The organism is Kamptonema formosum PCC 10802, assembly GCF_000332335.1.
Classification (GTDB): Bacteria; Cyanobacteriota; Cyanobacteriia; order Cyanobacteriales; family Oscillatoriaceae; genus Oscillatoria.
Genome location: NZ_KB235948.1, coordinates 6318733 through 6341129 on the forward strand (window position 1 = coordinate 6318733; position 22397 = coordinate 6341129).

21 protein-coding genes are annotated in these 22397 nt (G+C 52.7%); 5 read left to right on the forward strand and 16 right to left on the reverse strand.

What is annotated here, in order from left to right:
* Positions 1 to 158: 158 nt before the first annotated feature.
* The gene (locus OSC10802_RS0127855; RefSeq protein ID WP_017720063.1) at positions 159 to 1487 is read left to right on the forward strand and encodes a M16 family metallopeptidase; all 1329 of its coding nucleotides are present in this window, start codon (positions 159 to 161) and stop codon (positions 1485 to 1487) included.
* A gap of 367 nt (positions 1488 to 1854) precedes the next feature.
* On the opposite strand, the gene OSC10802_RS42120 is transcribed toward OSC10802_RS0127855, so the two are convergent.
* From OSC10802_RS42120 to OSC10802_RS53355, 4 genes are all read right to left on the reverse strand, one after another.
* Positions 1855 to 2874, reverse strand: a complete 1020-nt coding sequence (locus tag OSC10802_RS42120) for a WD40 repeat domain-containing protein (RefSeq protein ID WP_052334335.1) — start codon at positions 2872 to 2874, stop codon at positions 1855 to 1857.
* Positions 2875 to 3764: 890 nt separating this feature from the next.
* On the reverse strand, positions 3765 to 4802 hold the full coding sequence (locus OSC10802_RS42125; RefSeq protein WP_052334336.1) for a WD40 repeat domain-containing protein: 1038 nt from the start codon (positions 4800 to 4802) through the stop codon (positions 3765 to 3767).
* Between the two features lie 767 nt (positions 4803 to 5569).
* On the reverse strand, positions 5570 to 5770 hold the full coding sequence (locus OSC10802_RS56770) for a WD40 repeat domain-containing protein (RefSeq protein WP_082218429.1): 201 nt from the start codon (positions 5768 to 5770) through the stop codon (positions 5570 to 5572).
* Positions 5771 to 6165: 395 nt separating this feature from the next.
* Complete coding sequence (locus tag OSC10802_RS53355; protein WP_017720065.1) at positions 6166 to 6387, reverse strand: hypothetical protein; 222 nt, start codon at positions 6385 to 6387, stop codon at positions 6166 to 6168.
* Positions 6388 to 6641: 254 nt separating this feature from the next.
* Here OSC10802_RS53355 and glyS point away from each other — a divergent pair, with 254 nt between their 5' ends.
* The gene (gene glyS / locus OSC10802_RS0127885) at positions 6642 to 8792 is read left to right on the forward strand and encodes a glycine--tRNA ligase subunit beta (RefSeq protein ID WP_017720066.1); all 2151 of its coding nucleotides are present in this window, start codon (positions 6642 to 6644) and stop codon (positions 8790 to 8792) included.
* A 318-nt stretch (positions 8793 to 9110) separates the two neighbouring features.
* Here the strand turns inward: glyS and OSC10802_RS0127890 are convergent, their stop codons facing one another.
* From OSC10802_RS0127890 to OSC10802_RS0127920, 7 genes are all read right to left on the reverse strand, one after another.
* On the reverse strand, positions 9111 to 10706 hold the full coding sequence (locus OSC10802_RS0127890) for an AMP-binding protein (RefSeq protein WP_017720067.1): 1596 nt from the start codon (positions 10704 to 10706) through the stop codon (positions 9111 to 9113).
* A 423-nt stretch (positions 10707 to 11129) separates the two neighbouring features.
* Positions 11130 to 11534, reverse strand: a complete 405-nt coding sequence (locus tag OSC10802_RS0127895; protein ID WP_017720068.1) for an acyl-CoA thioesterase — start codon at positions 11532 to 11534, stop codon at positions 11130 to 11132.
* 31 nt (positions 11535 to 11565) lie between these two features.
* Positions 11566 to 11955, reverse strand: coding sequence for a holo-ACP synthase (locus tag OSC10802_RS42135; protein WP_017720069.1), 390 nt, complete (start codon positions 11953 to 11955; stop codon positions 11566 to 11568).
* The gene (locus tag OSC10802_RS0127905) at positions 11949 to 12863 is read right to left on the reverse strand and encodes an acyl-ACP desaturase (RefSeq protein WP_017720070.1); all 915 of its coding nucleotides are present in this window, start codon (positions 12861 to 12863) and stop codon (positions 11949 to 11951) included. Before OSC10802_RS0127905 ends, OSC10802_RS42135 begins: the two co-directional genes overlap by 7 nt.
* A gap of 35 nt (positions 12864 to 12898) precedes the next feature.
* Positions 12899 to 13174 (reverse strand): hypothetical protein, encoded by a 276-nt coding sequence (locus tag OSC10802_RS0127910; RefSeq protein ID WP_017720071.1) that lies wholly within the window; start codon positions 13172 to 13174, stop codon positions 12899 to 12901.
* Between the two features lie 133 nt (positions 13175 to 13307).
* A complete protein-coding gene (locus tag OSC10802_RS55910) occupies positions 13308 to 13430 on the reverse strand; it encodes a hypothetical protein (RefSeq protein WP_255349179.1) in 123 nt (40 codons plus the stop codon).
* Between the two features lie 358 nt (positions 13431 to 13788).
* Entirely contained in the window at positions 13789 to 14052 is a 264-nt protein-coding gene (locus OSC10802_RS0127920; protein ID WP_017720072.1) for a hypothetical protein, read from the reverse strand.
* Between the two features lie 7 nt (positions 14053 to 14059).
* Between OSC10802_RS0127920 and murD the strand changes: the two genes are divergently transcribed.
* A complete protein-coding gene (gene murD, locus OSC10802_RS0127925; protein ID WP_017720073.1) occupies positions 14060 to 15418 on the forward strand; it encodes a UDP-N-acetylmuramoyl-L-alanine--D-glutamate ligase in 1359 nt (452 codons plus the stop codon).
* 263 nt (positions 15419 to 15681) lie between these two features.
* Here murD and hemL read toward each other — a convergent pair whose 3' ends face one another.
* Complete coding sequence (gene hemL, locus OSC10802_RS0127935; RefSeq protein ID WP_026098885.1) at positions 15682 to 16980, reverse strand: glutamate-1-semialdehyde 2,1-aminomutase; 1299 nt, start codon at positions 16978 to 16980, stop codon at positions 15682 to 15684.
* A gap of 451 nt (positions 16981 to 17431) precedes the next feature.
* Here hemL and hisIE point away from each other — a divergent pair, with 451 nt between their 5' ends.
* Positions 17432 to 18082: a bifunctional phosphoribosyl-AMP cyclohydrolase/phosphoribosyl-ATP diphosphatase HisIE gene (gene hisIE, locus OSC10802_RS0127940; protein ID WP_017720077.1), complete on the forward strand. Its 651-nt coding sequence runs from the start codon at positions 17432 to 17434 to the stop codon at positions 18080 to 18082.
* Between the two features lie 66 nt (positions 18083 to 18148).
* Here the strand turns inward: hisIE and OSC10802_RS0127945 are convergent, their stop codons facing one another.
* A complete protein-coding gene (locus tag OSC10802_RS0127945; RefSeq protein WP_017720078.1) occupies positions 18149 to 18343 on the reverse strand; it encodes a hypothetical protein in 195 nt (64 codons plus the stop codon).
* A 58-nt stretch (positions 18344 to 18401) separates the two neighbouring features.
* Positions 18402 to 18569, reverse strand: coding sequence for a hypothetical protein (locus OSC10802_RS51305; RefSeq protein WP_155968477.1), 168 nt, complete (start codon positions 18567 to 18569; stop codon positions 18402 to 18404).
* Positions 18570 to 19328: 759 nt separating this feature from the next.
* On the opposite strand from OSC10802_RS51305, the gene OSC10802_RS42140 reads away from it, so the two are divergent.
* Positions 19329 to 19619, forward strand: a complete 291-nt coding sequence (locus tag OSC10802_RS42140; RefSeq protein WP_017720079.1) for a pyrophosphohydrolase domain-containing protein — start codon at positions 19329 to 19331, stop codon at positions 19617 to 19619.
* A 130-nt stretch (positions 19620 to 19749) separates the two neighbouring features.
* On the opposite strand, the gene OSC10802_RS0127955 is transcribed toward OSC10802_RS42140, so the two are convergent.
* The gene (locus OSC10802_RS0127955; RefSeq protein ID WP_044170215.1) at positions 19750 to 20751 is read right to left on the reverse strand and encodes an IS4 family transposase; all 1002 of its coding nucleotides are present in this window, start codon (positions 20749 to 20751) and stop codon (positions 19750 to 19752) included.
* Positions 20752 to 20858: 107 nt separating this feature from the next.
* Entirely contained in the window at positions 20859 to 22142 is a 1284-nt protein-coding gene (locus OSC10802_RS0127960; protein ID WP_017720081.1) for an MFS transporter, read from the reverse strand.
* Positions 22143 to 22397 lie beyond the last annotated feature (255 nt).

Sequence of the window (22397 nt, forward strand, 5' to 3'; positions counted from 1 at the left end):
AGCAGCCCCTTTCAGGACACTGCGCCCAGCAATCAGACTGCCGTTGCTGGGGGTAGAAGCGGTGTTGCTGCAGAACCCTCTACTTTCACCCCTATCCATCCCGACGCCTACTTGCGGTTGGCGCGGATATTCCGGGATTAGCTAACTTAAAACACTTCATGACTTCAACCCTACTCAAGTCTTCTGTTCTCCCTCGTCTCAACTCGCCCACGCTTCACCTGCTGCCAAACGGGCTTACTATTATAGCAGAACAGCTACCTGTTGAAGCAGTTAACCTGAGCTTGTGGCTGAGAGTTGGCTCTGCCGCTGAGCCAGATGCCATTAACGGCATGGCCCACTTTTTGGAGCACATGGTTTTTAAGGGCACCAAGACACTGGAAAGCGGTGAATTTGAGCGCCGAATTGAGGAGCGGGGCGCAGTAACGAACGCCGCAACAAGCCAAGATTACACCCAGTTTTACATTACGGCGGCTCCCCAGCATTTTGCCGAGCTGGCACCGCTGCAAATGGATGTGGTGCTCAATCCTACCATCCCGGATGAGGCATTTGAGCGAGAGAGATTGGTGGTTCTTGAAGAAATTCGCCGCTCTCAAGACAATCCCCGCCGGCGCACTTATGCCTTGGCGATGGAGACGGCATTTAACGCGCTGCCCTACCGGCGGCCCGTACTCGGGCCGGCTGCAGTTATCGAACAGCTGACGCCCCAGCAAATGCGGGATTTCCACGCTACTTGGTATCAGCCTCCGGCGATGACTGCAGTGGCGGTGGGAAATCTGCCGGTGGAGAGGTTAATTGAGATTGTCGCAGAGGGATTTGCCGGAGCGACCGGCACGAAGAAGTCCGCTTGGGGAATGGCAAGCGAGTCAGAATTCATTCCCCCACAGTCGGGAATTCTTCATCTCACCCCTGAACCGCCTTTCAGCGAAATTGTGCGCCGGGAGGAAACGGATGAAAGCTTGCAGCAGGCGCGTCTGGTGATGCTCTGGCGGGTGCCCGGGATGAGGCAACTGCACCAAACCTACGCTCTGGATATCTTGGCCTCGATTCTGGGACACGGGCGGACGTCGCGACTGGTTCAGGATTTGCGAGAGGAGCGGGGGTTGGTGACGCACATTTCTGCCAGCAATATGACTTACCGGCAGCAGGGGACGTTCTATATTTCGGCGCAGCTGCCGGTGGAAAATTTGCCGGCTGCCGAAGCGGCGATCGCGGAACACATCCGCACCCTGCAAGCGGAACTGGTGACCGGGGCAGAAATTGCCCGCGTCCGCACTCAAGTGGCGAACCGGTTTGAGTTTGGCAGCGAGACGCCTTCTGAGCGGGCCGGTTTGTATGGATATTACCACTCAATGGCAGGTGAGCTGGCACCGGCGCTCAACTATCCCGCCCGCATTCAAGCTCAAGCGCGGACCGATGTTCAGCTGGCGGCTCAGCAGTTTCTCTCGCCAGAAGCCTATGGCGCTGTGGTGCTGCGACCGGCTTTTTAAGATGCCGATGGTGGCTTTTCTAGTATAGCGGTTCGTTGTTGAGGAGTGAAAATTTTTTTAATAAACCGCCCCCGTGAAGGAACGCCAAGGAAATAAAAGAGAGAATTTGTTTGATAGCGGTTCTCAGTTAGATGCCCTATGGCCTGGGAAACCCGGTTTCTTTAAGAAACCGGGTTTCTCAGTACCTCACTTTGGATGAGAGACGCTATATAAGTGCGGTAGATTTTTCGCGCAGCCCACTCATGAGGGACAGGGAGACGCGATTTATCGCGTCTGTACAAGAAGCAAAAGGTGGGGTGCGCTCCCCCTCACAGAGGATTCTGTAAAAGTTGTCTTTTGAGAGAGTTGCAGCACCCTGGGGCTGGCACTATGGCACAGGCCAAATCTTGATGGTGCCGTCATTGCCGGCACTGGCGAGTGTCTGGCCATCGGGACTGAAGGCGAGGGCAAACACGCTTTTTGTGTGACCTGAGAGGGTGCGGCGCAGTTTGCCGTTTTTGAGATCCCACAGCTTGACGGTGGTGTCGTCGCTGCCACTGGCCAAAAACTGGCCTTTGGAGCTGATGGCAATCGAATGAACGGGGAAATCATGGCCGCTGAGGGTGCTCAGCAGTCTGCCGGTGCTGGCATCCCAAAGTTTGACGGTCCTGTCAAAACTGCCACTGGCGACGGTCTGGCCATCGGGGGTGAAGGCAACGGAGCTCACCCAGTCGGTATGTCCGGTTAGGGTGTTTTTGAGCTTGCCACTCGCCACATCCCACAGCTTGACAGTTTTGTCGATACTGCCACTGACAAGGGTTTTGCCATCTGGACTGAAGGCGACGGCGTTGACGCCATCTGCATGTCCGGAGAACGTGCGGATGTAGGTGCCTTTGCTGAGATTCCACAGGATGACGGTATTGTCCCAGCTGCCGGTGGCTAGGGTCTGGCCATCGGGACTAATGGCCACAGACTGAACCGAATCGGTATGGACGTAGAGGGTGTAGCGCAGGAAGCCGGTCTTGAGATTCCACACGTTGACGGTTTTGTCTTTGCTGCCGCTGGCGATGGTTTCCCCATCCGGACTCACCGCCAGGGAAGTAATATCCCCTAAGTGAACTGCAAAGGTGTAGCGCAAGTTGCCGGAGCTGGGATTCCACAACTTCACCGTGTCCTCAATACTGCCGCTGGCCAGAACTCTGCCATCTTGGCTGAAGGCGAGGGCAAAAATTGCGTAGGCGCTGTCTCCAAAACTTCGCAGGGGTTGAATATTTTGGGCCAGCTTTTGGGGGGAGTCCCCCGAAGGTGCCGGTGCGGCTGCTGATTTGACCAGGGGTGCGCTGAGGGTGAGTGCTGTGGCGATCGTTAAGGCGGTTGCTGTTTTCCTGGACGAAAGCTTTAGGGTCATGGGTTGGTTATAGCGGTTCTCTTTCGGATAAAATATAACGAGCGTGTCCTGACATGGTACGATATATTCACTGCCTGTTAGGGTTTGACTTGTGAGCGCGGTTGCTCTGCTGTATTAATCCGTATCAGGGATGGAAACTAGCCCGCCGCATTGCCCCCAGGATTTCCCCCCGCCGGCGCGCCCAGAGCCAAAATCAAAACCCGAAGCCCAATTGATGCGGGTGATGCGGTCGCTGGCGTGCGATTCTCTTAAGCCTGAGAGCGGGCATTGGGCATCATCGCATTGGGCACTGGCAGCCGAATTGCCGCAGTTTAAGGATCGGATATAAGCCGGCCACAGCAAACGGAACCTCAAGAAACCTGGTTTCTCGCCCCCTCCAGGTTAGGGTTATTTATGCCGGCCTGCCGGTCGCTTTCGGTTGAGTATTTGCCACCGGCATGCCGCATGTTCTTTAAGGAATTAAACGGAAAAATCTAATTGATTAGACCTGCTTTCTGGGAAAGCTTTGCTGTGCGGGATAAAAGCTGAAATGCCGTTAATGGGATCTATAGCAGTATGCACTTAGGTTAGAACATTAGACCTTCAGGGGGGGCGGGACGCCTGCCCTACGTCTATAGCAGTATGCACTTAGGTTAAAACATTAGACCTTGAGGGCAGCCAGACGCTGGCCTACGTCTATATCCCAGTAGTAATATGGGTTAGGACAATAGGAGCCGGAGTGCGGGGGTGCAAAAGAGGCCGAAATGTACGAACCTAAGTGGCTACTGCTATAATATTTAGGTTTGATTAGTTAGTGATACAGCGGGGATGAGAGGGGGCTTGGGGGAAAGTTTAAAGTGTGAATTTTGAACTCTGAATTCCTTCAATATCCAAAATTCAAAATTCACAATTTACTTGTCACCGGCTGGCAGCTGCCAAATCTTAATCGTGCGGTCGCCACTGGCACTGGCAAGGGTCTTGCCGTCGGGGCTGATAGCAACAGCATAAACCGGCTGGGAGTGCCCGGAAAGGGTGGCGATTAATTTGCCGGTTTGCAATTCCCAAATCTTGACCGTGTTGCGATTCGTGCCACCGGCAAGCATCTTGCCATCCGGACTGATAGCAACAGAATAAACCCAGTCCCCGCCTGAATCAATGGTGCTTTTCTGTGCGCCGGTGCCGGAATTCCAAAGCAGGATTGTGTTTTTCTCCGATAAACTGCTGCTGGCGAGGGTTTTGCCATCGGGGCTAAAGGCGACAGACCTCACCCAGTCTGAATGTCCGCTAAGCGTCTTATTCAGGAGGCTAGCTTGCAGATTCCAGAGTTTGACAGTTCCGTTGCGACTCCCGCTGGCAACAAGTTTGCCATCCGGGCTAAAAGCGACCGCAACAGCCAAATCGGAATGCCCGGAGAGGGTGCGGAGGGCGCTGCCGGTAGTTAAATCCCATATTTTAACAGTCTTGTCCCAGCTGCCACTAGCAAGCGTCTTGCCATCCGGGCTAAAGGCTACGGCGATCGCATTGCTGGTATGGCCAGACAGGCTGCCAGTCAGTTTGCCGGTCGCCAAATCCCATATCTTGACAGTTCGGTCGTCACTGCCACTGGCGAGGGTTTTACCATCTGGGCTAATAGCGATACCATAAATCCAGGTGTCCGACTGCAGTGTGCTTTTCAACTCGCCGGTGCCGGCGTCCCAGATTTTAATGGTTTTATCATCGCTGCCACTGATCAGGGTTTTGCCATCCGGGCTAATAACCAGAGACTTAACATTATCTGAATGTCCGGAGAGGGTGCGCAGTAACTGGGGATTTTTCTCGGACTGGGCGATTAAATCGCTGGTTCTGGGGAGGGAGGAAGCTGAGGTGGGTGAGTGGATGGCGGGAACCGTCGCCGCTGCTGCGATCAATAACGCTGATAGAGCTTTCCGAGGGAGTTGCTTTCGGGTCATATCGATTTTAGATTTTAGATTTTAGATTTTACAAAAAGGTGCGGCGCTTAAAACTTATCACAAAATCTTCCGTCTTATAGCAGCAGTCATATTGGTTAGGACACGTTATGGCCCAATAGGACTGCTGCTATATCAGAGGTTAGGGGCGGGTTTATCGGTGTTGTAGGTGTGTGGCACAGGTTGTGGGTCAGCCCGCCCCTACATCATGTTAAACCCCTTGTCCTAACCTAAGTGCCTACTGCTATATCAGCAGGGGCGTCCCAAGTAGCGCCACCTGTAGCGGATCTCAGTTGGATGGAGGACGCCCGAGAAACCCGGTTTCTTTAAGAAACCGGGTTTCTCAGTCCCTCACTAATATGAGAGACGCGCTTAGCTGGGGGCGCATTTACTAATAACCTTTCCCACCGGCAGATATCTCGCGCCCACCCATACCCTGCTAGAGCGCAGGTCTTGCAATACCAGGAATCCCGAATTATAGCGCCTTGGATCGCCTGGGTTCATTACAGAGCTTGGCAGGGAGAGCGCCAGAGCCGGCTGGCAGAAGAAACAGAAACTACTTTTTCCGAGAAATCGTTTCTGTCGGCTCGCCCTTGAGTTCAACAAAATACAAGGCTATCCTCGTCTTAGAGTCGTGTTAGAGTCCGGCAAGCCGAAGGAAAAACTCAACATAAGAAAAGTAAAAGACAAGAGTCTCTCTTTAGTCTTTTACCTTTTTAGCTCGCGCCGGGGAGCGCCGGGATTGCAGAGCGCCGCCCCTAGTTTTGCCTCTATTGTAAACGCCGCCAAATCATAATGTCGGTGTCTTCACCGGCACTGACCGCAGTCTGGCCATCCGGACTGAGAGCGACGGCGCTAACCCCTCGCTTGTGACCGGTGAGGGTGCGTATCAGCTGACCTGTACTGATCTGCCAAATTGTGACCGTTTTGTCAAGACTGCCACTGAGTGCGATCTGGCCGTTTTGGCTGATATAGCAGTAGTCATATTGGTTAAGACATTAATGACATGGCTTATGGGGCGCATGCGCATCGGGCTCATGCGCATGGGGTAAGTAGGGGCGGGTTCACCCAAGATGTCTCTGGGTTTTACCAGATGTTAGTAAACCCGCCCCTACCAGCTTTTGCGTGATGCCATACATGCGTGATGCGATGATGCCCATGTACTAACTTAAGTCCATACTGCTATATTAAAATCAGCCTCGTTTTTTGATGTTCACCTGTTGGCGAAGTAGAGTTTCTGGAAAGCCGGCGAAAAATCAGAAGTTGCCTTGATTGCGGGACGCGCCAAATCTTGATGCTGCTATCTGGGCGGCTCCTGACGATTGTCCGCTCCTCGGGACTGAGCTTGCGGCAGGTGCCGGTGGGGCTACGCTGAACTGCTTTCCGGCTGCCGGCGAGTCGCAACGCCCCCCGCTTCTTCTGCCTGGCTGCTTTCTCCGCCGGCTTTCCCGCTATTGATAGTTTGTTCAACGCCGGTATTTTTTATTGGAACCGCAGAGGAACGCAGAGAAACGCAGATGGCATTGGCGCTCCAGAATTGCGGCTGAGCGCTTAAAACTGCAGAAAGGTCTTGAGCGGTTGAGCTCAAAGGGGTAAACTGTTATATAGCGCTTCTCAGTTGGATGAACTATGGCCCTGAAACCCGGTTTCTTTAAGAAACCGGGTTTCTCAGTCCCTCACTAATATGAGAAACGCTATAATTAGCCCGTTTGTGACTGGGCGAATCCAATTCGCGCCCCCGCTCCCTCAAACCCACCCGCAACTCGCTACCCGGATTCCGGGGAGTGGGGGGTTGGCGGAGCTGCAACAGTCGCCCCGTATCCCGTATCCGCATCTTGCGCTATGCCTGCATTTTTATTGGAAGTCGGAACAGAAGAATTGCCCGCTGATTTTGTCGGTGACGCCATTGAGCAGTGGCGCTCGCGGGTTCCCCAAACCCTCAGAGAAAATTCCTTGACTTTTGAGGGAATTTATGTATACGGCACTCCCAGACGGCTGGCAGTGCTGGTGAGAGGGATTCCCGACCGGCAGCCCGACCGGGAAGAGGAAATTAAAGGCCCGCCGGCATCAGCAGCGTTCAAAGATGGCCAGCCGACGAAGGCTGCAGAAGGTTTTGCCAAAAAGCAGGGTGTGGCACCCGACGCCCTGGAAGTGAGAGCCACGGATAAAGGGGATTTTGTTTTCGTCAAGCGCAAAATTGCCGGTCGCCCCACAGCTGATATTCTGGCAGAACTGGCTCCCGGGTGGATTGCGGGGCTGGAAGGCAAGCGTCTGATGCGCTGGGCGGATGGGGATTTCCGGTTTCCCCGCCCGATTCGCACTCTGGTGGCGCTGCTGGATAGAGAGGTGCTGCCGGTGGAACTGGTGAACAGTTCAGAATCTATCAAGAGCGACCGCATCTGTTGCGCTCACCGAGTCTTGCACCCAGCGCCGGTGGAAATTCGCCAGGCGGATAATTATGTTGAGTGCTTGCGTGCTGCTTTTGTGGAAGTTGACCCAGAACAGCGCAAAACGAAAATCCTGGAGCAAGTCCAAGCCGCCGCTCAAAAAGCCGGCGGACATGCCGATATTTCCCCCGATTTGCTAGAGGAAGTCACCAACCTGGTAGAGTGGCCCACAGCGGTAACCGGCAAATTTGACGAGGAATTCCTGATTTTGCCGCCGGAAGTCATCACCACGGTCATGGTGACGCACCAGCGCTATTTCCCGGCACTCAAAAGCAAGGAATCGTCCGAATTATTGCCCTATTTCATCACCATCTCTAATGGCGACCCAGCCAAGTCAGAGATTATCGCCACCGGCAACGAGCGAGTCATCCGCGCCCGCTTAGCTGATGGCCGGTATTTCTACAAAACCGACATTGCTAAACCCCTGGAAAGTTACGTTTCCCAGCTGGAAACCGTCACCTTCCAAGAAGATTTGGGAACCGTGCGGGATAAGGTCAGCCGCGTGATGCGGATTGCCGGCGCGATTGCCAAACAGCTGCAATTAGGGGAAGAGGAGAGCACGGCAATCGAACGGGCTGCCTTGCTGTGCAAAGCTGACCTCGTTACCCAGATGGTGTATGAATTTCCCGAATTGCAAGGGGTAATGGGCGAGAAATACGCTCGCGCCAGTGGGGAGCCGGAAGCCGTTGCGACAGCAATTTTCGAGCACTATTTGCCGAGAGGCGCAGCCGACAGATTGCCCCAAACCCTTGCCGGTCAAGTGGTGGGTTTAGCCGACCGGCTCGACACCCTGGTGAGCATTTTTGGCTTGGGGATGCTGCCCACCGGCTCCTCGGACCCCTTCGCCCTGCGGCGCGCCGCCAATGCGGTGATTTCGATTACCTGGGCGGCAGATTTAACCATCAATTTGCAGCAGTTACTTGAAGAAATTGCCACCAATTTCGCCGCCGAGCATCCCAAAGCTTCGCCGACAAAGCTACTGCAGCAGTTACAGGAATTCTTCGCCCAGCGCATCCGCACCCTCCTGCAAGAAGAGCGCTCAATTGACTACGATTTGGTGAGTGCGGTTTTGGGAGAAAACGACCCAGAATATATCGAGCGAGCGCTCAACGACTTGCTGGACGCCCGCAATCGCGCCGATTTCCTGCAAGAAATCCGCAACAGCGGCAAGCTCGACGAAATCTACGAAACCGTCAACCGCTCGACTCGTCTGGCGAAGCAAGGCGATTTGGGCACCGCTGCGCTCGACCCAACCGCCACCGTGCGCCCGGAACTGTTCCAAAAACCCTCCGAGGGAGCATTTTACGACGCCGTGGCGCAACTGCTGCCAAAAACTCAGGCGTGCCAGCAAACGCGAAACTACGAGCAGCTTGTGGGGGCCTTGGCGGAAATTGCCCCCACTGTCAGCACCTTCTTTGACGGACCGGAAAGCGTGCTGGTGATGGACGAAAATCCCGACATCCGGCGCAACCGGCTAAATTTGCTGGGCTTGCTGCGCAACCACGCCCGCGTATTAGCAGATTTTGGCGCGATTGTCAAGGGGTAAGGGCGCTGCGCATTCGCGCGATCAACCCCACTCCTGTTCCCCCTTCCCGCACGCGGGGAGGGGGAGCAAGTCTGGGAACGCAAATAAGGATGTCTTCAGTTTTCTTCGCTGAGTTTCCGCAGACGCCTACAAAACGGCGTTGCAGTAAGACAAAATGATGCTAGCAAAACTGCCATCTCTTTCTCCCCCTCCCCGCTAGCGGGGAGGGGGTTGGGGGGTGGGGTTCTTCATCCCCGTGTGGATGCAACGCATACGAAACCCGGTTTCTTTAAGAAACCGGGTTTCTCAGCACCTCACCAATATGACAAACCCTATAAATCACTCTCTGGCGGTAGAAAGGAAAATTTTGCCGCTCGTATAGGCTTCAGCGATCGCGTTCCGTCTGAGCTTGCCACTGCTAGTTTTCTCAAGTTGACCGGGGCGAATGAACAAGACATTCTCCGGAGGTATCTTGACTCCAACCTGGTTGAGAATCACCTCGCTGACTTGGCGCTGAGGGTCGAGGGATTGCTGGAGAATCTGTGCCCTTTTAACTTCTATTAAAACTAGGATTTGGTCGCGAGCTTGGATGGCTGCTGTTTTGCCCGGTCGAATGAATGGGAGCGATTCAACCGCGTGTTCAAAATCGTTAAAAAAGTAACTTTGACCGTTGATTTTGATGCGATTGTTTAGCCTGCCGGTGATAAATAGCTCACCCTTGTTCATAAATCCCAAGTCTCCCGTAGGGAAGAAGCAGTCAGAGTTGTAGAACGAGCGACCGTCCTCAAAATACTCACCGGCGAGCGTTCCGCCCTGGAGTTCAATTTCTCCAATTTCGTCTTCGCCGCAAAGGCGTCCATCTTCAGTTCTCAAGCGCACAGTAAACTCAGGCAGAGGTTTGCCCACCGAAATCGCTTTGCAGCCACTCTCAGCTGTGTGGGTTCTGGGCGAATCTTCTAGCCCGCTGCAAGAAATCATCAGTACAGCCTCGGCCATGCCGTAACAGGGCTTAATGGCGCTGCGTCGCAGTCCAAAGGGTTCAAGGATCTCTAGAAATTCCTCGATATTTTTAATATTAATCGGCTCACTGCCGTTGTAAACAATGCGCAGTTTTTCCAGGTTCAAATCCTTCAGTTCTTCCGGTTCTGAATTTCTGAGGGCGCGGAGACAATAGCCAATAGCAAAATCGGGAATAGCGGTTACACTGACCTGATTCTCTGACAGATACAATAGCCACCCTAAGGGATTGATCAAAAACTGCATGGGGCTGGCAAGATGCAGGGTGTGGCGCACATAAAGGCTGGACAGAAATGTACCGATCAGTCCCATGTCGTGATAGAGCGGCAACCAGCTAGAAATGATATCATCTGGCCTTATTTGAGAAAATTTAACGAGCGCTTGCAGTTGTGCGGTCAGGTTTCCATGTGTGATTGGAATCCCCTTCGGGAAAGAGGTTGATCCAGAGGAAAACTGAACAAAAGCAAGGTCGCTAGAGGTGATTTTCGCGAAAGCCGGCTCTCGCGTGTGCTGGATATTCTCTTGAGGGAACGGCAAACGTTGCGGGAGGATTTCTAAGTTCTTAATACTCGGAACGTCTAGGATGTAAGTGGCTCGGTACTGCTGAGATATTAGGCCCAAAAAAGACAGATAACTTTCTTTAGGAACTCCCATAGCATAGGGCTTTACTGAAAGCGGGATGGCTCCCATCCCCATGAGAGCGAAGACCGAAACTATGACTGCTTCATTGGTTTCAAAGGGAAAGATAACCCGTGTCCCCCGCGCTATACCGCAGTCCCGGAAATATTCCATGTAGGCTGCTATTTTAGCGTAAATTTCAGCGTAAGGTAAAAAGGTTGAGCTGGGGCCAGTATCTTTCGGCAAAGATAAGCCAAACTTGGCATCCGCAGTCTCAAAAGAGCGAATCATTTCCAGCATGACTTTAAACTCCTTTAGCTTTCTGTAAAAGCTGTTTCGGCAGCGGCTATTGGATAGCAATGGCAGTTGCTAAAACGCCAGTTCATTACTCGATATTGAGAAAAGCGGCAAGCTGTGAACCAGCAGTTTCAGCTGTGCGGATGTAGTGAAGTTGATGCCAGAACCTGCTGCAAGCGAAGCTGAGCGAGCGCTGGCAACCACAATCTTGAAGAGCCCCCATTAATGCTTATTTGTCAGACAGTTCCAAGGAAGTGGCGCGGTGCCAGCGCTGCCAGCAAGGCTGTCACAACCAATGCAGCGCTTGACGCTGGACAGGACACTGCTAGAGAACGGGAGTCCGGGGTGGGAATGTCTTGTTCAGCCGGCAGACCGCCGGCTAGCGTCCTGTATACTGAAAGCGACAGTAAGCCGCGCACTCACTCGTCATTGCTCGTTTTCCTGTAGAAAATCCTCAACTGTCCGGAGGGTGCGCTCAACAGAATCAATGAAAGCCACTTGCACGCGAGCCTCGGCGGCCACTTTTTTGGTTCCATTGTTTAGAGTTTCAACCGTTTGGCAAAACACCCTGCGATAGTGAGAGGTTTCTCCATCTTCCTCTAGCTTTGTTGCGATCGCGACTTCCCCGGGCGGTATTTCTTTGCGGTAGTTGACCTCAATGCGGGCTACCACAGGAATGATACGCCTTCCGCGACGAAACCCGTGATGGTCAAGCCACGCCCATCGCCCCGCCTCCATGTACTCTAAAACAGTGGCATTGTTCACGTGGCCCAAACTATCCAGATCGTTTGGGCGCACAGAGAGTTTCAGGCTAACAGTCTCAAAGTTCACAAATTCACAACCTCCGCCGCTTGGAATAGGTTCAGTGGGTTGGGATCTCCTGCGGTTTTTGCCATGCAGAAACGACGACTACGGTAGAGACATACTCCCCACTGTGGGAAATAGAAAGGTTGGCAGTCCAACCCTGACTGGCAAAATATTCTTGCAGAGAACCGTGCAATTGGAAATAAGGAGCGTGACGGATGTCATGCAAAACTTCTACATCGGTCCAGCAGAAATTGCTGATTCTGGGAATGGCTTTGAAAAATGCCTCCTTGGCCGCAAAAATCCCCGCGAGGCTTTGCAGTGAGTTCTTGCGGCCATTGAAGTAAAGGCACTCATTCTCTGTAAAAAAAATCCCAGGAACTCTGAGCGACTCAGCACTTTTTAGTTCGGAAATCAGCTGTATGTCGTGCCCTATCCCAATCAACATCCAACCATTTCCAACCATTTTTCTTCTACTTCAGCAGCCGAACTGAAGTAAATTCCTGTAATCTGCTTCAGAGCGGAAAATATTAAATTTGCCTTTCGCTCTACCTCAATAGGCCCCTTTGTTTCCAATGCCTCGACTTTCAGAGAATCCCACCAATTCACGTGGGTCTTCCGCTGCTCAATCTTTTGACGGGTGCTCCCCTGGATCTCGCCACCTTCTCGCAAGAAAAGGTGTGCGACTGCCAGCGCCCCCTTGGGAGAATATTCCCCACTATCAACTAGGGCTTTTGCGAAAGATATAAAGTAGCTCATGTGCTGGGATTCATCAGCAGCAATTTGTTTGAATAGCTTCTTTAACCCTGCGTCCTTAGCCAAGCTGGCACAATAGGAGTAGTTGGCAGATGCTACGATTTCCGACAGGGCGAGCAACACGACCGTTCTCAACATGTCGTCATCAGGAAAAATCTGGCGAAACTCAATGAATGTCTCATCGCTGACGGGTTCAAGCCCTATCAGGCTAGATAAATGGTTGAGTGTTGCCTCATGGAAGCTTTCTTCCTCATTCCAGTAGCGACTCCAGGTGCCGCATGCCTGCATAACTGCTGCTAATATTGGGTTCTTACTTTGCCAGCGTCTGCATTCAGCGTCAGCGAGTCTTGCGAGACGGTCCGCACCGGGCTTTGTGGTCAATTCAGCACGTCCGGCGTTCCAGATATGAAGTTTGTCGGTGTCTGACAGCCTCTCTATATCGATGGCGTCAATCATTTCCACCGCACTCCACCGGCGCTTTTCATGAAAGCGATGTTGCTCCCACGTGACCTCAACTAACGAAATTTGGCGCTCAGCGAGCAGTGCGTACAGATTTTTGACCGTATCCGCTCTGGGTATAGCGTTCTGCGTGGCAGGCATGTTTGAATTCCGCTGTGAATAAATTTTCTCTAGGTTTAAACAAGGCTTTTCGTTTTTTCCACTTCAGCAAGGAACACCTCTAGCACGGCTGAGATGGGGGTGTCAAGTGAAAAAGCTGGCAGACGCACTTGGATACCGTATTGCTTCTTAAGAAGATTGGCAGTTCTTGCAAAAGCCTCCATCAAGTCGATGCTGTTTTGCAGTTTGTCGGAACGAGAGACGATCTCGGCAAGCGTGAGGTCGTTTTCAAATATTTCCGAGGCCGGCAATCCCACATTCCCAGCAAAGCTGTCGCAAATAAAGTCTTTCAAAGCGTTTAACTCCTTTCTTGTTCCTTAACAAAGAGTCCCTGCATTGGGCAGCTGAACTCCATCTGATAGCAGCCTCCTACCTAGCTATTATAGCTTGGTTCGCTGCTCCTCGTTCCGGTTTGAGAGATTGCGCTTACTGTAACATAAACTTCACGGCTGCATTGAAGCGGAGGATTTTTTCTGGCTTGTCGGCTAAGTAGAAATTCTCACTCGACTCGCTCAGTTGCTCTTGCCGCTGGTTTCCAGGGCTTGGCAAGCCAGCTCCTGACCATAAGATTTCGGATATTGCATGAATAAACTCACCACCTTATTTCATAATATAGCGCAGCTTTAGCTAGCTGTGTAGCCTGCCAGACTGTACTTAGCAAAAATTTAATATTTCCAGGTGCTAACAGATTGGGCGAGAGTCCAGTAGAGGCCCAACGTGCTGGCCTGTGAAGTGCCAAACTTCACTCAAAACAGGGAGTTGGCCAAAACCGATATGGCAGTAGCAGCAGCAGCAAAGATATGCGACGCAGATGCATTGACTGTTGTTCCCGCCGCAAGAGAAATCAGCGCCGTCGGGGAAAATTTCACCGGAGCGGCGCGGAGAGTCGGGCAACACGTGTTGTTAACTAGCAAGGGCGCAGTTTCGGCGCTCGGCCAGTGGCTATCAGAATGGGGCAGAAAACTGCCGGTGATGACTGCAAACGCAAGCCACGCCCCAGGAACGCCAGACTGGGGGCTGGAGAGGTGCGCTCCTTGTGGGGGAGGAGTCTGGCACTGCCCCCTAGCCCCTGCGCAGACAGCGCTCCCCCTCTTCCTGTGCCATGCTGGTCCTGCAGCTCCTCAAAGGCGCTAATATAGGGATTGCTCAAATCAGGGAAAACCTCAGACACTTTTTCTATGCCCAACGCTCACGTCATCGGACTCGGAAAATCGGGAATAGCCGCCGCGAGACTGCTAAAACGAGAAGGTTGGCAGGTGACGGTGAGCGATCGCAGTACCTCGGAAGCCCTTCAGGAAACCCAAACGCAGCTTGCCGGCGAAGGCATTGCTGTCCTGGTGGGGCACTCCTTTGACCCGGATAGTGGGGACAAGCCGGATCTGGTTGCGGTCAGTCCCGGCGTCCCCTGGGACACACCGGCATTGGTCCGCGCCAGAGAGATCGGAATTGAAACCGTCGGGGAAATGGAGGTGGCGTGGCGTCACCTCCAGACTCGTCCTTGGGTGTGCGTCACCGGCACGAATGGCAAAACGACCACCACCGCTTTGATTGCGGCCATTTTCCAAGCTGCCGGTTTTAACGCCCCCGCCTGCGGCAATATTGGCTACGCCGCCTGCGAGCTGGCCCTCGCAGAGCAGCCCCCCGACTGGGTGATTGCGGAAATTAGCAGCTATCAAGTAGAGTCTTCCTCCACCCTCGCCCCCCAGATAGGCGTCTGGACAACCTTTACGCCGGATCACCTCAGCCGGCACAAAACCCTGGAAAACTATTTCAACATCAAGGGGCGTCTGCTCAACCAGTCGCAGCTGCAGGTGATTAACGGAGACGATCCCTACCTGCGCCAGCACGCCAGGGACATATGGCCCAATACCTGCTGGACGAGCGTCACCGGCAAGGCGGATTTGCTGTGCGATCCGGCGTCGGGGGTTTATATTGAGGATGGCTGGGTGGTGACTCAGGGAGAGCCGGTGGTGCGGGCTTCCGCCTTGCGGATGGTTGGCGATCACAACAAGCAAAACCTGCTAATGGCGGTAGCGGCGGCTCGTCTGGCTGGCATAGGACCCGAAGCGATTGTCAGGGCTATTGAAGGCTTTCCCGGGGTGGCGCACCGGCTAGAACACATCTGCAACCTCAACGGGATTGACTATATCAACGACAGTAAAGCGACGAACTACGACGCCGCTCAAGTTGGGCTGGCTTCGGTACAAGCGCCAGTGATTTTAATTGCCGGTGGGGAAGCCAAAGAAGGAGACGACACCGGCTGGATGGCGACGATTCAAGCGAAAGCCTCCGCAGTGCTGCTGATTGGCTCCGCCGCAGCGGCATTCGCCCGCCGGTTGGAAGACATCAGCCACCCCCGCTATGAAATCGTGGAAACAATGGAGCGAGCGGTCCCCAGAGCCGCTGAGCTCGCCGCACAGCTGGGCGCGCGAGCTGTGCTGCTGTCGCCGGCGTGCGCCAGTTTCGACCAATATCAAAACTTCGAGCAGCGCGGGGATCACTTCCGCCGGCTGTGTTTGGAGTTAGTGGGGAGTTAGGGCGATGCCCGAATTTTGGATTTTGGATGCCCGGATTTTGGATTGATTGTTTTGCGCCATGCGCCAAGGCAGTTTCTCAGCCCTCCGGAATCCAGAAACCGGGTTTCTGCGACAAATTTTGCCTCTAAGCCGAAATATTGATTCAGAAACCCGGTTTCTCAGCCCCCCGGAATCCAGAAACCGGGTTTCTGCGACAAATTTTGCCTCTAACCCGCAACATTAATCCAGAAACCCGGCCTCTCAACTCCTTCAAGTGAGGCGGATTAAAGGCTTGCCATCACGTCTCTCGCCGCCGCTAGAGTGCGGTTCGTATCCTCATCCGAGTGAGACAGGGACGTAAACCCAGCCTCAAACTGGGAAGGAGCCAGATATACCCCGCGCTCCAGCATGCCGCGATGGAACCGGCTGAACTTGCCGAGATCCGACTTTTTGGCGTCTTCGTAATTGTGCACCGGCCCACCGGTAAAGAACAGGCCAAACATAGCGCTGATGTTGCCGCCGCAAGCCGCATGGCCAGTTTCGCGAGCAATTTGCAGCAACCCGTCCGCCAGCTTCTTGGTAATCTTTTCCAGATACTCGTAAGTGCCCGGTTTTTGCAGCAATTCCAGGGTTTTGATCCCGGCAGTCATCGCCAGGGGATTGCCCGAGAGGGTGCCGGCTTGATACATTGGGCCTGCCGGTGCCACCATCGACATGATATCCCGGCGTCCGCCGTAAGCGCCCACCGGCAGCCCGCCGCCGATAATCTTGCCCAGGGTTGTCAAGTCAGGAGTGATGCCGAATTTTTCTTGAGCGCCGCCGTAGGCAATCCGGAAGCCGGTCATCACCTCATCGAAAACGAGCAAAGCCCCATTTTCTTGAGTGAGAACTCGCAACCCTTCCAGGAAACCGGCATCGGGGGGGATAAACCCGGCATTCCCCACCACCGGCTCGAGGATCACGCCGGCAATTTGGTCGGGATTTTCCGCAAACAGCGCCTTCACCGCTTCCAAGTCATTAAAAGGAGCCGTCAGCGTGCTGCTGGTTGCCGACTTGGGCACGCCGGGGGAGTCTGGCAAGCCCAGGGTTGCCACCCCAGAGCCCGCTTTCACCAGGAACATGTCCGCGTGCCCGTGGTAGCAGCCCTCAAACTTTATCACCTTGTCGCGCCCGGTGAAGGCTCGCATCAGGCGCAGCACCGCCATGCACGCTTCTGTCCCGGAGTTGACAAATCGCACCATTTCAATGCTGGGAACCGCATCAATTACCATCTCCGCCAGCACGTTTTCCAGCGCACAGGGCGCTCCGAAGCTCGTGCCTTTTTCCAGGGCTTTGTGCAGCGCCTCGATCACCTCTGGATGGGCGTGCCCGCAGATAGCCGGCCCCCAAGTGCCCACATAGTCGATATACTGGTTGCCATCCACATCCCAGATGTAGGCACCTCTGACACTGTCAAATACGATGGGCTGTCCCCCAACCGATTTGAAAGCCCGCACCGGCGAGCTCACGCCCCCCGGCATCAGCTTCTGGGCTGCAGAGAAAATCTCTTCCGATTTAGTCGTCTTCAGGGTAGTCGTAATCAAACTTCTCTCCTCTATCCGTATTGTTTAATATCGGGCCAGCGGCACTGCCCCTCATACCGCTCAGTCGGGGGCACCGCAATTGACCCCACGCTTGAGGACTGCCGCCTTCTCGCCCCGTCTCAGGGAAAAAATTTCTGCAATTCTCGCGCTCGTTCTTGCCAAATTGGAGCATCCTAGATTATAATAAAGTTTTGGCAAATTTCAAAATCTGTAAAAATTTGGCGCAGGTTGCCAAATTTAGGATAAGTCAAACAGACAGCTCCTCCGGAGGCTGAGAATGTTTTGCCAGAGCCGCCTCTGGAGCGGAACGGTTATGTCACAAGCCCTGCAACCCTTGATATGCCGGTTCTGATTCCGATGCAGTCAGGGTACAGTCTGCCTGAACGCTGCGCTAGCGGTGCACCCCCCCCTACCCCCTAACACCTGACACCCCTCTCCGCTATCCTCATCTATGTCCGCAACTGAACCGACTCTCTCCCCCCGATCTGTCCCCACAGAGCAAATCCGCTACAACGAGCAAGGACTGGTGCCGGCAATTGTCCAGGACTATCTGGACGGAACCGTCCTGATGATGGCTTGGATGAATCGGGAATCCCTGGAAAAAACCCTGGAAACAGGCGAGACGTGGTTTTGGAGCCGCTCTCGCAGCGAGTTGTGGCACAAGGGAGCAACCTCCGGTCACATTCAGAAAGTGCACTCCATCCGCTACGACTGCGACAGCGACGCCCTATTAATTAGCGCCGAGCAAATCGGAGATATTGCCTGCCACACCGGCCTTCGCAGCTGCTTCCACCAAATAGACGGTAAAATAGCAGCTCCGCCCCCCGACACCCTCTCGCAAGTTTTTCAGGTCATATGCCACCGGCGAGACAATCCCGTCGAAGGTTCCTACACCCGCAAGCTGCTAGAAGGTGGGGACAACAAGATTCTCAAAAAGATTGGTGAAGAAGCTGCAGAAGTGGTGATGGCTTGCAAGGATGATGACCCTGACGCTATTGCCGGTGAGGTGGCTGATCTATTTTATCACGCAATGGTTGCCTTAGCGCACCATAAGGTGGATTTGCGTGCGGTTTATCGCAAATTGCAAGACCGGCGGAGATAGAATTTAACCGCCAAGACGCCAAGGACGCCAAGAAAGAATCCTGGGCGACCTTGGCGTCTTAGCGGTTTATTTTCTTTCCCCCAACAGCCGGTCGAGATACTGCAAAATCAAGACAGCCACACCGGCACTCAGCGACAGCTCCAGCCAGAAACTGTGGGCGACTAGCCTTGACTTCTCCAGCGCCCAGCCGCCCAAAAGAGGGCCAATAAAATATCCTATCGCCCAGCACTGGGAGTTGATGGAAAAATAGAAGCCGCGCAAGGATTTGGGAGCTAAGCTAGCCAGCGACGCTTTCAGAAAGCTCTATCAAAACCATTTTTCAGGAGTGAGTATCTCTGAAAGTTTCCTCAGTCAATTCTGACGGGATTTTGTTACCGGCAAGCGGAGACTCGACTGCAGCTTCAGGCGAGTCAAGTTGCGGGAGACAGCTATAATTGCCTACGATCCACGCCTTAAAGTAAAATTTTAGGGAATTGTTAAATGTCATTTTGACAGACTCTTTATCAGGACGTTCAAAAGGAAGCTTTGCAGCCAATGAATAAAATTTGGGATGTTTGTTTTAACTCTCGCAGTATGCATTTAGGTTAGGACATAAATTGGGCATTGGGCATTGGGCATTGCTGTGAGTCTTTCATGATTGGCTATGCGCTACGCCCCATGCCCCATGCGCCATGCCATTCATGTCCTAAACAATATAACTGCTGCTATAGCGGATCAAATTTCAGCAATGCCACTCGACAAAGCCTTCAAAAGATACCGCTCTTAGAGCAGAAGTTTATGATTTTGCATCGCGCTGTCTCTCCAGCCAGATGTTCGCTCGCGGTGATATTAAGAAAAAAATCTATCGAGGAACATGCTGATTGACTAAATTGAGATAACTAAACGCGACTGACTTTTAGTCTAGCGCTAGACTCTCAGACTGTGCTGGCAATTGCCCAAGTTTTAACAAAAATTTCCACCGGCAGGCAGACTGATACAGGTTTATTTACTCACCGCCGGCTGTCTGAGTCAGCCTTAAATAAACGCAGAGCGATCGTCCGTTAAAGCCTGAGCGGGGAAGCGGCTCGCATTTTTCAGAATTTCCTCCATTTTTACTGGACGATTAAATAGACTCAGTACCATTGCGGAGAAAATACCTTTCCTTATTAAATAGGTTCAGTACACTTGCAGAGGACTGACCTTTTCTCAATCCGAGGAGTGACCGGGCTACAGTTGTGGGTTAAACGCTGTCCGGTTGAGGCTAAGTGTGAGAGGCGCTCGCCTGCCAGCACGGCCAGATTTGCCGAGTTCCCAGCAAATAGACGGTAAAATAGCAGCTCCGCTCCCCGACACCGGCTCCCAAGTTTTTCAGGGAATTTGCCACCGGCGCGACAGTCCAGAAGAAGCGGCTGAGGTGGTAATGGCTTGCAAAGACGATCACCTTGACGCCACTGCCGGTGACGCTGCCGGCCTATTTTATCAGGCAAGGGTTGCCTTAGCGCACCCTCAAGTAGATTTGCGTGCGGTTTCTCGAAAATTGCCCGACCGGCGCAAATAAAATTAAACCGCCCCCGAGAAGGAACGCCAAGGAATCTTTCTTGGCGACCTTGGCGTCTTGCACAAGTGTTGAATTCTGTCACAAAACTTTACATTTTAGCTTACATTTATCCTGCCCTGAGTAAAAATGCTTAGCCAGAGAGAAGTCGTTCTATCCAGTGGACATAGCTGATTTCTTGACACATACAACATTGAAGATAGCGGAGTTTATCTAGTAGCGTAGTCCCCCATTCTTCAGGAATATCTACTATCTTTAATATCAGGTAAGCTATCAGCGAAACATAAATTTGTATAGCTATACCATTTACATTTTTAGTAATCAGCTTATCCAACTTAAGGTGCATTTTAAGAAACTTCCATAGCAACTCTATGTGCCACCTATATTTGTAGATTTCCATAAGCTCTTCATCGGAGACTTCGGCCCGCTCCAAATTGGTGGCCAATCTATACTCAGCACGCTTTTCAAGATCGCAAAAGTTAACAACTCTATATATTCCTGAGTCCTTGCCTGTCCCAACTAGAAACTGCCCCTTATTTTCAGAAATTTGAAGTTTGTAGTTGTTAGGTATGCGCAAGACAAAATACTTGTTTGACTGCTGGGCGAGCCGTAAAAATTTTAAACTAGAAAAGCCCCGATCCATTACCCCTACACCGTTTGGGGGCAAACTAGCTAACATCTCTTTTCCATATCTGTAGTCAGAGTCGTATCCAAAATTTATTAAGTTTTCTTCTGGAACTCCTGTGGTTAAATTTAAGGAGCTAACAAGCTTGACTTGGTAGTATTCTTGCAGCCATAGCAATTTACTCGTTAGAGTAATGACAGTTGAATCAATAGGACACAGCTCATATTTTTGAAGGCTTTTTTGACGGCAAATTTCCTCATTAAGTTGTTGATGAAATCTCAGAAATGGCTCTTGACTTCTGGACGCATTAGCTTTGGAGAAAGTTGAAATATCTAGCTCATAGCCAGTTCCATTTAGTCGCTTGAATATATCTCTCATACTGGTCAAGCTTTTATCCATTGCATAGCTCAAACATATGGACATAAACAAGCGGGTGTTAAGGACAGGATAATCATTTTTAGGCAAAGAAGCCAAACGATTTTGGACAATCTTAGAGAATGAGTTGAGCACAGGTTATTAACAGGATTGATTTGACCGTAGCCCAAATCATAGCACGTTTTGGGCGCTTTTTTTATGTCGAATTGTTAAGATTCAACACTTGTGGGCGTCTTGGCGGTTCATTTTCTTTGTATCAGCATCTGGTCAAGATACCGCAAAATCAAGACAGCCACACCGGCACTCAGCGACAAAACCAGCCAGAAACTGTGGGCAACGGCTGGAGACTGGTCAAGCGCCCAGCCGCCTAGAGGAGGGCCAATAAAATACCCAATCGCCCAGCACTGGGCGTTGATGGCAAAATAAACTCCGCGCAGGGATTCTGGCGCGAGCTGCACAACGAGAGAGGAGGCAAAAGGGGTGTAAGAAACGGTGGCGATTGCCAGAACTGACAGCCCTAACATCGCCCAGATGAGAGGGGCGGTTGGGGAAATGCCGGTCAGGGCGATCAGGGGAAATCCGATCCCCCACAGCAGTGCTGAGCCGGTGAGGGCGAGAGGATCGCTGAAGCGCCTGAGAAATCTAGCCACCGGCAGTTGAAATAAGATGGATGAAGCCATGTACCAGGTGAACAAGCCACTAATGGTTTCGGTGGAGAATCCCTTGCCGGTTTGTCCGGCAGACACAAAATCGCTGAAATAGAGCGGCATTGTGGTTTGGATTTGGCAGATGTAGCTGGTGAACATGATGTTGACGGCGACATAAATGAGGAGAGCGCGATCTCGCAGCGCCGCCGCCCAACCGTTGAGTGGGGAATGGCTGCGGTTTGTTGTTTGTTCCGATGTTTCTGGGGGTGCCGGCTGGTAAGTTTCGGTAATGGCGGAGTAGATAACCGCAAAAAATACTAGAAAGGAGATGGCATCAATGAGAAATAGGGTGCGATAAGCGCCGGTGAGGGAAATTAGGATGCCGCCGAGGACAACGCCGAGCTGCAAGCCGAGATTTTCTGCTAGTCGCGCCAGGGCGTAGGCTTCGTGCCGGGGTCCGCCCGCCGTCAAATCGGCGATAATGGCTTCTGTTGCCGGCCAGTACAAACCCCCGCCAACACCGAGGAGCAAGTTGCCGGCAATTAAGACCGGAAAATTTGTGGCAGCTGCTAGGACAAAACAGCCGGCGGCAGAAATAAAAGTGGAGAGGAGCAGAGTGCGGCGGCGCCCCCATGCCGGTGAGTCAGTCAGGATACTGCTGAGTACCCGACCGAAAACCCCAGCAAGGGAGGAGGTTCCCAAGGCAATGCCAACAGCGGTTGTAGGTAAGCCCAGCCCACGGGCAAAAAACAGAGGGGCGTAAAACAGCGTGAAGCCGGTGCCGATTGCGGACAGTAACCGACCGGCAGCCAAAATCCACACTTGGGGGTTCAGCTGGGGCAGCCAGGAGCGCCACCGGCTTTTGGGGGAAAATTTCATGACATCAGGTGGCGAATTTATGGGGATTCTTATAAAAATTTGCTGCGTCTCCCCGTTGGGGGAGGGTATTTTTTACTAAGATGAAGGGAGCGTTAACTTTCCTTCCCTGCGGAACTTGACGCCAGCGCTCCTCTGCCCGATCCTAGTAACACCCACGCTTGCCGGTTGACATTAGCTAGGTTGTATGCTATCATTAAGAACAGTGCTTGTATCTTTGATAACCTTGGCCGCTAGCACCCCTAGCGCAGTCCAGCA